The organism is Pseudomonas sp. FDAARGOS_380 (genome assembly GCF_002591235.1).
Lineage (GTDB): Bacteria > Pseudomonadota > Gammaproteobacteria > Pseudomonadales > Pseudomonadaceae > Aquipseudomonas > Aquipseudomonas salmasensis.
The window spans coordinates 5,010,137-5,021,826 of sequence record NZ_CP023969.1 but is presented as its reverse complement, the minus strand read 5'-3'; the positions used below and the strand labels follow the sequence as shown (position 1 = coordinate 5,021,826).

Sequence of the window (11,690 nt, the reverse complement as noted above, 5' to 3'; positions counted from 1 at the left end):
CGCATGGCGCCGGCCCCTTTGTGAGTCAGCACGCAAGCTGACGGGACTTTTTGCGCCGCTAAGGTCACAATGCCAGCAATTGCTTCGGAACTTGCTGGCATTGTTATCACTCACAATCTTGTTGCCTTTAAGCCCAGCGCCCTCACTGTTCAGGAAAGTTCACTATGTCCCACGCCTCCACCATCCTTGTAGTCGAAGACGACGCCATCGTGCGCATGCTGATCGTCGATGTCCTCGAAGAGTTGGAGTTCAGGGTGCTCGAAGCCGCAGACGCTGAGCAAGCGTTGGAAGTGGTGAAAGATACTGCCCAGATCATCGACCTGATGATGACCGACGTCGGCCTGCCCGACATGGACGGTAAACAACTGGCAACCAAAGCCCGCGAACTGCGCGCCACCCTGCCGATTCTGTTTGCCAGCGGCTATGCCGAAAATATTGATGTACCCGCCGGTATGCAGGTGATTGGCAAACCGTTCTCGATCGATCAATTGCGTGACAAAGTCAAATCCATGCTGTAACGCCCCTCCCCCCGTTGTCCTTTGCAGAGATTAACGTGACGTCCGGCCAATAAAACAGGAAACTCAGCGCCTTCACGCCACGCTCTCAGATAGCATTCAGGAAGGACGCAACAACATGATTGGAAAACCGACGCGCCTGCTGTTGGCGAGCCTCTCGATTTTCATGAGCTCCGGCGCCTGGGCTGACTTCACCGCAAGCCCCAGCGAAGCCCGGGCCATCGCCAAGGAAGCCTACCTGTACGGCTTCCCCGTGGTGCAGATGTACAAGACGCTCTACACCCAGGCCGTTGATAAAGGCGGTGCCCACTTCAAGGCCCCCTTCAACCGTATCGACAACAGCGCCCAGGTGCTTACCCCCAAGGACAACGCAGTTACCACCCCGAACGTCGACACGCCCTACTCGTTCGTATGGATGGACCTGCGCAAAGAACCTTTGGTGCTGACCCTGCCCAAGATTGAAGACAACCGTTACTACTCAGTGCAGTTGATCGACCTCTATACGCAGAATTTCGCTTACTTGGGCACCCGCAGTACCGGCAATAACGGCGGTCACTACATGATCGCCGGGCCCGACTGGAAAGGTCAGCAGCCGGTGGACATCGACCGTGTGGTCTACAGCGAAAGCAACATCGCCTACGCCCTTTACCGTACGCAGCTGTTTGATGACAAAGACTTGGGCAAGCTCAAGCAGATCCAGAGTGGCTACAAGGTCCAGACGCTGAGCAGTTATGTGAAGCAACCCGCGCCTGCCAATGTGCCGAAGATCCAATGGCCCAAGCCAATGGCAACCATGACCGAAGGCCCGCAACTGTTTCGCTACCTGAATTTCATGCTGGCCTTTGCCGCGCCCCAGGACAGTGAAAAAGACCTGCTGGCGCGCTTTGCCAAGATCGGTATTGCGCCGGGCGCGCCGTTCAAGGTCAACCTGTTGACTGCCGAGCAGCGCAAGGCCCTGGAGGACGGCATCGCCGATGGCCGCGCCGAATTCGCAGCGTTCAAGAAAGCCAAGGTCGATACCCACCAAGTGACCGGCGCTGACCTGTACGGCAGCCGCGACCACCTGCAAAACAACTACCTGTACCGCTACGCCGGTGCCGAGCTGGGAATGTTCGGCAACTCCAGTGATGAAGCTGCGCACTTGAGCTACGTCATCGACAGCGAGGGCAAGCCGGCCAATGGTGCGCGCCACAGCTACACCGTGCATTTTGCCAAGGACCAGTTACCGCCAGCCGATGCGTTCTGGTCGCTGACGATGTACGACGCCAAGACTAAATCGCTGGTGCCCAACCACAAGAAGCGCTACCTGATCAATTCGCAGATGCTGCCAACCCTCAAGCTCGACGCCGATGGTGGCTTGACCCTGGCGCTGCAACACCACGAGCCCCCCAAGGCTGAGCAGAGCAACTGGTTGCCGGCCCCGCCCGGCCCGTTTTATGCGGTATTGCGCATTTACCTGCCCAAGCCTGAAGTCGCCAGCGGCCAGTGGAAGCTTCCAGCGTTGACGCCGCTTAAATAATCACGGCGAATAAAAAAGCGCGGCGGGCGATAACCCGCCGCGCTTTTTTTTGACTCAGTGTTTTTTCAGTTTCACGTAAGACTGGTGCAGGTCCGATGCCCAACCGTCGATGACGCTTTTCACATCGTCGGCCTTCATTACCTGGGAGTCATTGGCCAGCGGCTTGCCGGTGCCTTTGCGCACCACCTGGGCCAGCACTTTATTGGTAGCGCCATCGAGGAACTGCGCCTCGGTGCCCAGGGTGGTTTCCTGGTCGCGAATGCCGGTGCCGGTGCTCACTGCCGCGGCCACCAGGGCGACGGGAATAAACTCATAAGGTTTGAGGCTTTCGGTCTTGCTGCTCACGGCGGTAATCGCCGCCCTTACCACGATCACCCCTGGGCCTGGGGCATTGGCCACGGGCAGTGACTGGGCCAACTCGCGCTTGAGCGCCTGGTTGTAATAGTCGTTGATGCCGCGCAACGTGCTCTCGGGAATCCGGGAGGTGGCCTGGGGCTTGGGGTAGAACTGGGTAGGCTCGATGTACACCGCCGTTTAGCGGCTCAAGTCCAGTTGTGGATCAACCCAGCGCATCACCTCTGCCCCCGACGGTGACTTGGCTTCCTTGAGCTGGCTGTAGTTGGAGAGGAACCCTGAGTATTCATTCGGTGGCACCACCTTGCTCGCGCAACCGGCCAAACCGAGCGAGGCAACGCACAGTGTGCCGATCATTAGCCTTAGCTTCATTAGTGAACTCCCTGGCGACCATCATTGTAAGAATGAGTTATAGGTATAGCCAATACTTGGGCAGTACACCTAATTTCGCTCGGAGCACGCCAATACATGCGTCAACACATTCAGGTCAAGGATGGAAATCGGAACGCACGATTCGCCCACTTATACTCATCATGAAGTCGTCTTTTTTGTCGCCATCGAAATCGAAACGCAGCAAGGTGAGGTTATGACTGGGATAATATTTCTGGGTGACGGTGAGTTGAGGGTGGGCTGCGCGCAGGGCTGAAATATCCAATTTATCCTTGCCGCTGACAAAGTCCGTTATAGCTGTGTTTTCAAAGCTGGCGGATGAGTCGTTTGCGCCGATAACGAAGGTATTTTTACCAGGCCCGCCTGACAGCCGGTTAAAGCCAGAGTTCGCCTTGACATAGAGAGTGTCATCGCCTTCGCCGCCCTCCAGTTCGTTATCCGAGTCATTCCCAATAAGAATGTCGTTGCCAGCACCGCCAATAGCCCGTTCGATGGTGACGCCGTTGGCGATCGAGACGTTGCCTATGCCTCCCCCTACATTAGAGAAGCTGCCCGATCTCAAATTGATAACCTGATCTTGCTTGAATGCGGAGAAATCGAATGTGTCTCTACCACCGGCGTCCCACACGCAAAATACCGGTAAATCATCGACTGATTCCAATTTGAATACTTCACGGTCGGCATTTGAGTTGAATCCATACGTCGTATCTCCCGTACGCGTTTGGAGGTTCGCCCCGAATTTATCTTGCATGATGGCGATATCATCCATCATCGGTGTACTTGAATATTGATTGTCTTCGCCATGGGTTTTATTAAAGCGATGGTCTGAGCGGGTTTCCAGAAAAGGACTCCTTACCGTGTAAGCCAGCGTATTTTCCGCATACTTATTTTCCGGTGTTGCGGACGTCGGGTCAGGAAGCCCCAATTTAAAGGCCGCAGCTTTTGCAATGACGTGACGGCCAAAATTATTGGGTTTTTCCAGCCCATCGGCATGGCTCTGGGTCAGCGTTACCTGCACCCTGCCGGGCTCGTCATCGGACACCGGTGCATACCAAGGGGCTTGCCACTTAAAGCTGCCATCAACCTTAAACTGCATATGATGGGATTGTGCATTGGCAGACTCTTTGAACCGGATATTTGCAGCATCGCTGAAATTATTCAGGGTCTCACGGATGACGCCTTTTTGTGTTTCTGTGAACTGGCTGGTGGTGGCGCCCGTTTCGGGACGATTGGAGAAGTCATAGGTTACCTCTGCGGAGTCCCCGGAACGCAGTGAACCCGCAAATCCGTCTGCACGTTGTGACCTCTCTAATACTTGGTCCGTGGACAATGAAACGTGGCGATGTTTAATTTGATTGCCGCGGTCGCCTGAATGAGCAATCTCGACGACGGTCCTGTGTGCATCGCTGGTGGCGTATGCCCTTGCCAACGCAGTGTTCGGATCAATATTCATGAGGTAGTCCTAAGGGAACTGGGATTTTTCTACTCGTCTGGCGGCAGACCAGTGACCTGCGTATAGGTGGTATTGCTACGCTAAACAGTTCCAGAACTGACCTCACAATTGAGGCGCAGCTCGCCTAGTAGCGTTGGCAAACATTCACCCGGGCGTGCGGCCTTCAAATGAATCGCCTTCGTTGTGTAAGGTGAAGCCTTATCCTCTTATCCGGAGCATTACATGCGCACCATCGGCCTTATCGGCGGCATGAGCTGGGAGTCCAGTGCCGAGTATTACCGCCTTATCAACCAGCGCGTGCGCGACCAGCTTGGCCCGCTGCGGTCGGCGCAAGTGTTGATGTACAGCGTGGATTTCGGCCCGGTGGAACAGGCTCAGCATGCCGGGCGTTGGGACGATGCCGCGCTGATCCTGGAAGATGCCGCGCGACGTTTGCAGGCCGGGGGTGCTGATTGTGTGGTGCTGTGTACCAACACCATGCATTTAGTGGCTCCGCGCATTGAGGCGGCGGTGTCGATTCCCTTCCTGCATATTGCTGATGCCACGGCGACGGCGGCTCTGGCAGCTGGGACCTTGACGGTAGGATTGCTGGGTACCGCGTTTACCATGGAGCAGGATTTCCTCAAGTCCCGCCTTGCCGCCCAGGGGCTCAACGTGCTGGTGCCAGACGCGGATCAACGCAGGGCGGTGCACCGAATCATCTATGAAGAGTTGTGCGTGGGCGTCATCAGTGACGCTTCGCGCCAGGTGTATCAGCGGGTGATCCAGACACTCGCGGCACGCGGCGCCCAGGCGATCATCCTCGGCTGCACGGAAATTTGCTTGCTGATCCAACCGGAGCACAGCGCCCTGCCACTGCTGGACACCACCGCGCTGCATGCGCAGGCCGCGGTGGGGTTTGCCTTACAGGGCACAGGGATCTGTGCCAAGCGCTGATTTTGTGGGCAATGCATAACCCGTGTGGGAGCTGGCTTGCCTGCGAAGGCGGTGGTTCAGTCAAAGATTCAGTGGCTGACACACCGCTATCGCGAGCAAGCCCACACAGGGATCTGTGCCCGGCGCTGATTTTGTGGGCAATGCATAACCCGTGTGGGAGCTGGCTTGCCTGCGAAGGCGGTGGTTCAGTCAAAGATTCAGTGGCTGACACACCGCTATCGCGGGCAAGCCCGCTCCCACAGGGGATCTGTGCCAAGCACTGATTTTGTGGGCAATGCATAACCCGTGTGGGAGCTGGCTTGCCTGCGAAAGCGGTGGTTCAGTCAAGGGGTCAGTGGCTGACACACCGCTTTCATCGAAGTTGTGTAGATCCCTTTGCTTACAGGATCAAGCCGATGTGCGCAGGCGCGCCATGCTGAAGGTGTCGACAAACACACCATCACGCAGGGCATAGTCGCGCAACCGCCCTTCCACTTCGAAGCCGAACTTGCGGTACAGGTTGTGCGCGGCTTCGTTGTCGGCGTAGACCGTCAGTTCCACACGGCGCAGGTTCATCCAGTTGTCGGCCACCTCCAGCGCGGCCGCCAACAGCCGCGAACCGACGCCCTTGCCCTGCCACGCGGTCGCCACGCCCATACCCAATGAGCCAACGTGGCTCTGGCGTACGCGCAAGCACTGCTCAAGCCCCAGTTGACCAATCACCTCAGTGCCCTGCACCGCCACCAGTTGCAGGCGCCGCTCGTTATCCATTACCAGTCGCTTGCGCCACATCTCAACCGACTGAAAAGGCATTTGCAGCACCTGACGGCAAACAGCCGGTTCATTGTAGAGCGCGGCGACGCCCTCCAGGTGGGCCTCGGTAAAACGCTGGATCACGATAGACGGTTCAGGCACGTGCATTGCTTTTCATCCTATGAAAGACAGGTGGCTGACCAGTGTAGAAGTTAAGTCGCCCATCTGACGAGCCGGAGTTTTCCCACCGGCCAACCAACACCATCCTGCATCTGAACGATGGCGATCCCTGCGCGCAGCGCCGATACTCAGCCCAGGCCCTGCCCCGTCAACCCGACGCTTTGGCCTTCACCCTGTGACGAGAACAACAAAAAAAGTCCCACAGAGGAACACCCATGAACCGTCTCGATCCCGCGAGCCTGTTACAGGCTTTTAGCACCCTGACCCTGGACCTGCAACGCCTGGCCCAACACCAGGACATCGAACACTTTCAACACCATGCCCTGGCGCGCCTCAACCAATTGCTGGCCTTCGACAGCGCCTGGTGGGGGCGCTCGGCGGTCATCAACGGGGTGCCGCACGAGCACAACAGCTTCCTCTACCAGTTGCCCCCCGACTATCTGGCGGACTGGCAGTCGATCCGCCATCTGGACGTGACCGTCGCACGGGTGCATGCCTCGCCCGGCGAGGCAGTGATCATCGATATGCGCGACCCCGCCAGCGGCAGCGCCTTGAACTGGTTGGGGCAACGCCACGGCTTGGGTGAATTGCTCTGTGTGATCCATATCGACGCGCAAACCCACCTCAGCCACCACCTGACGCTCTACCGCCAGCCCTCCGCGCCCACGTTCAACGCGCAGGATTGCCAGTTGCTCAATAACCTGATGCTGCATCTGGTGGCGGCGGTCTCGGCGAACCAGATCCGTACCTTGGTGGCCATGCGTGAAACCCTGACCAGCCCGCGCAATCTCGCCCTGGCGGTGTGCGACCCACGGGGAGTATTGCAATGCGCCGAGCGCGGGTTTGTCGACCTGCTGCTCAGCGAATGGCCGCAATGGTGTGGCCCCACCCTGCCGGTGCCGCTGGACGAGCGCGGGCATGACGGTAAGCACATCCATATCCAGGTGTCCCCCGTGGGCGACCAATTGCTGCTGGCCGCGCGCGTCAACCGCGCCCTGCCCCAGCTCAGCCCACGGGAAAACGATGTGGCCCAAGGCTTTGGCGAGGGCAAAACCTACAAGGAAGTGGCCCGCGACCTTGGCCTCTCACCCAATACCGTGCGCCACCATATTCGCGCCATCTACATCAAGCTCGGCGTCAAGGACAAAGCACGCATAGCGCACCTGGTGCACGCCCCGCCCGACTGACCCTGCCCGTTTCTCCCACGGTTTACCACGGTCGTTTTTTAACGGTCACGGGCTGCTGTTGCCCTTTTTTCGGCCTTCTCACACGAGACGCTTCTTCATGACTTCCACATGCTTACGTAACTTGACAGTGCTGTGCGCCACCCTGCTCAGCCTCGACAGCCAGGCCGCCGACCTCAACGCCCGCGACTTTTTCGCAGCCCCACCGGGTACCAGCCTGGGTGTGTTGTACCTGCCCGCCACACGTGCCGGGGATTTCTATGGCCCCGCCGACAGCACCGGCAAGGCCGACCTGCGGGTCAACGCCGTGGCTTACCGCCAGGTGTATTTCACCGACGCCTGCGGCACGCTGTGCACGCCGCAATTCATCCTGCCCTTTGCCGACATCAACGCACGCCTGCCCGGCGCAAACCAGCGCAGCCGCGAGCGCGGCCTGGGCGACCCACAGGTGGGTGGCACGCTGTTTTTCGTCAATGACCCCGCCTCGCGTACCTACAGCGGCCTGTTGAGCCTGATCACCGTGCCGGTGGGTGAGTACCACAGCCAAAACCCGGACGTGTCCCCCGGTGCCAATCGCTGGGGCGCCACCTTTGTCTACAACTACACCCACGGCATCGGCGACAAATGGGTACTGGAAGCCAACCTGGAAGCCCAGCTCTATGGCCGCAATGACGATTACTTCGGCAGCGAACTCAAGCAAGCGCCGCTGTATCGCTTACAGGCCTTCGCCTCGTATGACTTCAGCGCCGCCACTTACGGCGCATTGCGCCTGATCCAGGCCGACGGTGGCGCGCTACGCCTCAACAACCGCAGCCTCGACGACACCCACAAGCGCTATACCCAAGTCGGCTTCGAATTCGGGCATTGGCTCGACCGGCAGAACCAACTGATGGTCAGCCTTTCGCAAAACGTTGCGGCTTCCAATGGCTACGCCGGCACCGAGGCGTTGTTACGCCTTGTGCACGTGTTCTGACCCCTTTCCTGGAGCTTGAAAATGCCCATTTCCACCCCTGCAATAACGGCACGCTTGGCGGCGATCGTACTGTTTGCCGCCATCACCCCGACCATCCTGATGACCGCTCCCGCCGTGGCCGCGCAGTTGGCCAGCCAGTGGCAACTGAGCCCTGCGCGCATTGGCGACTTGTTTTCCGTGGAGCTGGGCGCCATGAGCCTGGCGACCTTCCCCGCCTGGTGGTGGCTCAAGCGGGTTGACTGGCGCACCGCCGCCCGGGTCGCCGCGCTGTTGTTCATTGCCGCTAACCTGCTGTCGATGCTCGCCGACACCTACGCCGTGCTGCTGGTGTTGCGCGGTGCCAGCGCCCTGGCCGGCGGCTCGTTGATGATCCTCTGCCTGGCCAGTGCCGCCACCACCGCCAACCCCAGCCGGGTGTATGGCTTGTGGGTGATGGGGCAGTTGGTCGTCGGTGCCCTCGGCCTGGTGGCGCTGCCTGGCTTGTTCGAACGGTTTGGCTTGAATGCCTGCTATCTGATCCTGGCAGGGTTGATGACCCTGCTGCTGCCATTGGCGCGGGCTTTTCCCGCTGGTAGCCCAGCGTTGCCGGCCAACCGCGAGCCGGTATTGCCCGGCTCACGCTGGAAAGCCGCCCTGGGGGTTGGCGCGGTCCTGGCCTTTTACATCAGCCTCGGGGGCGTATGGACCTTTATCGGTGCCTTGGGCGCCAGTGCCGGGATTTCGGCGCAGCACAGCGGCGAAATCCTCGCCATTGCCACCGTGATGGGCATTGCCGGGGCCGCAAGCGCCTCACTGATCGGCGCTCGCCTGCCGCGTGGTGCGCTGTTGTTGCTGGGCTACACGTCAATGGCAACAGCGGTGCTCCTGTTGCTCGGCCAGCCTGCATTACTGCGGTTCGCCCTGGCCGCGCTGCTGTTCAAGTTTACCTGGACCTTCATCCTGCCGCTGATCCTGGCCTGCCTGGCCGACCTCGATCACAGCGGCAAGCTGATGAACGCCTCCAACCTGGTCATCGGCGGAGGCCTGGCCATCGGCCCGGCGCTCGCCGGCCGCCTGATCGAAGCCAGCGGCGGGTTCAGCCTGTTGCTGCTCGGTGCTGCCGCTATCACCTTGCTGTCCCTGGTGATGATCGTCGCCAGCCGTCCCCACTCCGCCACTGAACTGGAACCGGTATGAACCTGACCACCGCATTTTTTTTCGACGAAATGAGCCTCTGGCACAGCGCCGGCGCCCATGCGCTGACCCTACCCGTGGGCGGCTGGGTGCAGCCGCCAGCCGGCAGCGGGCATGCCGAGTCACCGGAGACCAAGCGGCGTTTGAAAAGCCTGTTGGATGTCTCCGGACTCAGCCGCCACCTGCACCAGCATAGCGCGCCGCCCGCCAGTGAAGAGGACCTGCTGCGCGTCCACAGCCGTGCTTACCTGCAACGTTTCAAAGCCTTGAGCGATGCCGGCGGCGGTGAGCTTGGCCCCCAGGCACCGATAGGACCCGGCAGCTATGAGATCGCGCAACTGTCCGCCGGTTTGGCCCTGGCCGCCGTGGAAGCGGTGCTCAAGGGCCAGGCGCACAACGCCTACTCGCTGTCGCGGCCACCCGGGCATCACTGCCTGGCAGACAGCGCCATGGGCTTTTGCTTTCTCGCCAACATCGCCATTGCCATCGAGGCCGCCAAGGCCCGCAACGGGCTGGGCAAAGTCGCCGTGATCGACTGGGATGTGCACCACGGCAACGGCACGCAGTCGATCTTCGAAGAACGCGCCGATGTGTTGACGATCTCCCTGCACCAGGACGGCTGCTACCCGCCCGGTTACAGCGGCGAGCAGGATCGCGGCCGGGGTGCAGGCCTGGGCGCCAACATCAATATCCCGTTGCCGCCAGGCAGTGGTCACGCCACCTACCTACAGGCCATGGAGCGCATCGTACTGCCCGCCCTGGAGCGCTTTGAGCCGGAGTTGATCATCGTCGCCTGCGGTTATGACGCCAACGCCGTCGACCCGCTAGCGCGCATGTTGCTGCACAGCGAATCGTTCCGGCTGCTGACCCGCGCCCTGCGCCTGGCCGCCGAACGCCTGTGCCACGGTCGCCTGGTGCTGGTGCACGAAGGCGGCTACAGCGAAGCCTATGTGCCGTTCTGCGGCTTGGCGACCCTGGAGGAACTGAGCGGCGTGCGCACGGCGGCGCAAGACCCGATGCTTGAGTTTGTGCAATTGCAGCAACCCGGTGCGGCGCTGCAGGGGTTTCAAGAGCAGTGGGTGGAGCGGCTGGCGCGCGGGGTCAGCGAGTAGCTGCCAAACGCCATACCCGCGCAATGTCCGAGGCCCGCTCGCGCAACAGGCGCGGGGCCTCGTGGCAGGCCTGCTCAAGTGACATCGGCCCCGACGGCAAGGCGAACGCTGCGTCCACACCGTGGGCGTACATCTGCTCGTAGCCGTCGCCCAAGGTGCCCGCGATCACGATCACCGGCACGCCCTGTCGCTGAGCAATGCGTGCTACGCCAAACGGGGTTTTGCCACGCAGGGTCTGGGCGTCGAAGCGGCCTTCGCCGGTGATGACCAGATCGGCGCCACGCACCGCTTCATCGAGGCCAACCAGTTCAGCCACCACCTCGACCCCCGGACGAAACTGTGCACCGAGGAACGCCTTGGCGGCAAAACCCAGGCCACCGGCGGCGCCGCTGCCGGGTTCGTCGCGCACATCCTGGCGCAGCACCTGGGCGCAATGGTCGGCGAAGTGGCCAAGGGCAGCGTCCAGTTGTGCCACTTGCTCGGGGCTCGCACCTTTTTGCGGGCCAAAAATCGAAGACGCTCCGTGAGGGCCGCACAGGGGGTTGTTGACGTCGGCGGCGATTTCAAAACGCACCTGTGCCAGGCGCGGGTCGAGTTGTTCAAGGCTGATATGGGCCAGGCGTGCTAACGCCAACCCGCCCGCCGGCAGTGACTGTCGTTCGCTATCCAGTAGCTGCACGCCAAGGGCCTGCATCGCCCCCGCCCCGCCATCGTTGGTGGCACTGCCGCCAATCGCCAGGATAATGCGCTGCGCCCCGGCATCCAGCGCGGCGCGGATCAACTCACCGGTGCCGTAGGTCGTACTTGAACACGCGTCGCGCTGCCCCGGCGCGACAAGTTGCAAGCCGCTGGCCTCGGCCATCTCGATCATCGCCGTGTGGCTGTCGGCCAGCCAGCCCCAACGCGCTTCGACGGCCCCGCCCAGCGGGCCTCGGACCGTTTGCCTGCGCAGTTCACCCTTACACGCGGCGAGTACCGCATCCACCGTGCCTTCACCGCCATCGGCCATCGGGCATTGAAGCACGTGCGCATCCGGCCAGACCTGGGCCCACCCCTCGGCAATCGCCTGGGCGACGCCTGCGGCACTCAGGCTGTCTTTGAACGAGTCGGGGGCGATCACGATTTTCATGGGCTTTCTCCGGTTTTTATAACGCCCATGCTGCCAGTTG

Annotated in this window: 10 protein-coding genes and 1 pseudogene; 7 read left to right on the top strand and 4 right to left on the bottom strand. The window is 60.7% G+C overall.

Going from position 1 to position 11,690, the window contains the following annotated elements; all coding sequences use genetic code 11:
* Positions 1 to 164: 164 nt before the first annotated feature.
* On the top strand, positions 165 to 518 hold the full coding sequence (locus CRN80_RS23660; RefSeq protein WP_032897262.1) for a response regulator: 354 nt from the start codon (positions 165 to 167) through the stop codon (positions 516 to 518).
* Between the two features lie 115 nt (positions 519 to 633).
* Complete coding sequence (locus tag CRN80_RS23655) at positions 634 to 2,034, top strand: DUF1254 domain-containing protein (RefSeq protein ID WP_032897260.1); 1,401 nt, start codon at positions 634 to 636, stop codon at positions 2,032 to 2,034.
* Between the two features lie 54 nt (positions 2,035 to 2,088).
* Here the strand turns inward: CRN80_RS23655 and CRN80_RS23650 are convergent.
* Positions 2,089 to 2,760 (bottom strand): annotated as a pseudogene (locus CRN80_RS23650) (DUF3313 domain-containing protein).
* A gap of 115 nt (positions 2,761 to 2,875) precedes the next feature.
* Positions 2,876 to 4,231 carry a M10 family metallopeptidase C-terminal domain-containing protein gene (locus tag CRN80_RS23645; protein WP_098951453.1) on the bottom strand — a complete coding sequence of 452 codons (1,356 nt, stop codon included), beginning with the start codon at positions 4,229 to 4,231 and terminating at the stop codon, positions 2,876 to 2,878.
* Positions 4,232 to 4,453: 222 nt separating this feature from the next.
* Here CRN80_RS23645 and CRN80_RS23640 point away from each other — a divergent pair, with 222 nt between their 5' ends.
* Positions 4,454 to 5,167 (top strand): aspartate/glutamate racemase family protein, encoded by a 714-nt coding sequence (locus CRN80_RS23640; protein WP_098951451.1) that lies wholly within the window; start codon positions 4,454 to 4,456, stop codon positions 5,165 to 5,167.
* Positions 5,168 to 5,554: 387 nt separating this feature from the next.
* On the opposite strand, the gene CRN80_RS23635 is transcribed toward CRN80_RS23640, so the two are convergent.
* Positions 5,555 to 6,067 carry a GNAT family N-acetyltransferase gene (locus tag CRN80_RS23635; RefSeq protein WP_098951449.1) on the bottom strand — a complete coding sequence of 171 codons (513 nt, stop codon included), beginning with the start codon at positions 6,065 to 6,067 and terminating at the stop codon, positions 5,555 to 5,557.
* 227 nt (positions 6,068 to 6,294) lie between these two features.
* Between CRN80_RS23635 and CRN80_RS23630 the strand changes: the two genes are divergently transcribed.
* The 4 genes from CRN80_RS23630 to CRN80_RS23615 all read left to right on the top strand — a co-directional run bounded on the left by CRN80_RS23630 (position 6,295) and on the right by CRN80_RS23615 (position 10,521).
* Positions 6,295 to 7,266 (top strand): helix-turn-helix transcriptional regulator, encoded by a 972-nt coding sequence (locus tag CRN80_RS23630; RefSeq protein ID WP_098951448.1) that lies wholly within the window; start codon positions 6,295 to 6,297, stop codon positions 7,264 to 7,266.
* Between the two features lie 97 nt (positions 7,267 to 7,363).
* Positions 7,364 to 8,236, top strand: coding sequence for a transporter (locus CRN80_RS23625; RefSeq protein WP_098951446.1), 873 nt, complete (start codon positions 7,364 to 7,366; stop codon positions 8,234 to 8,236).
* Positions 8,237 to 8,257: 21 nt separating this feature from the next.
* Positions 8,258 to 9,412, top strand: a complete 1,155-nt coding sequence (locus CRN80_RS23620) for an MFS transporter (RefSeq protein WP_098951444.1) — start codon at positions 8,258 to 8,260, stop codon at positions 9,410 to 9,412.
* Positions 9,409 to 10,521: a class II histone deacetylase gene (locus CRN80_RS23615; protein ID WP_098951443.1), complete on the top strand. Its 1,113-nt coding sequence runs from the start codon at positions 9,409 to 9,411 to the stop codon at positions 10,519 to 10,521. Before CRN80_RS23620 ends, CRN80_RS23615 begins: the two co-directional genes overlap by 4 nt.
* Here the strand turns inward: CRN80_RS23615 and CRN80_RS23610 are convergent.
* On the bottom strand, positions 10,511 to 11,650 hold the full coding sequence (locus CRN80_RS23610; RefSeq protein WP_098951441.1) for a glycerate kinase: 1,140 nt from the start codon (positions 11,648 to 11,650) through the stop codon (positions 10,511 to 10,513). The genes CRN80_RS23615 and CRN80_RS23610 overlap by 11 nt on opposite strands.
* Positions 11,651 to 11,690 lie beyond the last annotated feature (40 nt).

Bases quoted from the DNA above. Each gene is read 5' to 3' on its own strand.
- CRN80_RS23660 (WP_032897262.1), top strand. From the start codon at position 165: ATGTCCCACGCCTCCACCATCCTTGTAGTCGAAGACGACGCCATCGTG.
- CRN80_RS23655 (WP_032897260.1), top strand. From the start codon at position 634: ATGATTGGAAAACCGACGCGCCTGCTGTTGGCGAGCCTCTCGATTTTC.
- CRN80_RS23645 (WP_098951453.1), bottom strand. From the start codon at position 4,231: ATGAATATTGATCCGAACACTGCGTTGGCAAGGGCATACGCCACCAGC.
- CRN80_RS23640 (WP_098951451.1), top strand. From the start codon at position 4,454: ATGCGCACCATCGGCCTTATCGGCGGCATGAGCTGGGAGTCCAGTGCC.
- CRN80_RS23635 (WP_098951449.1), bottom strand. From the start codon at position 6,067: ATGCACGTGCCTGAACCGTCTATCGTGATCCAGCGTTTTACCGAGGCC.
- CRN80_RS23630 (WP_098951448.1), top strand. From the start codon at position 6,295: ATGAACCGTCTCGATCCCGCGAGCCTGTTACAGGCTTTTAGCACCCTG.
- CRN80_RS23625 (WP_098951446.1), top strand. From the start codon at position 7,364: ATGACTTCCACATGCTTACGTAACTTGACAGTGCTGTGCGCCACCCTG.
- CRN80_RS23620 (WP_098951444.1), top strand. From the start codon at position 8,258: ATGCCCATTTCCACCCCTGCAATAACGGCACGCTTGGCGGCGATCGTA.
- CRN80_RS23615 (WP_098951443.1), top strand. From the start codon at position 9,409: ATGAACCTGACCACCGCATTTTTTTTCGACGAAATGAGCCTCTGGCAC.
- CRN80_RS23610 (WP_098951441.1), bottom strand. From the start codon at position 11,650: ATGAAAATCGTGATCGCCCCCGACTCGTTCAAAGACAGCCTGAGTGCC.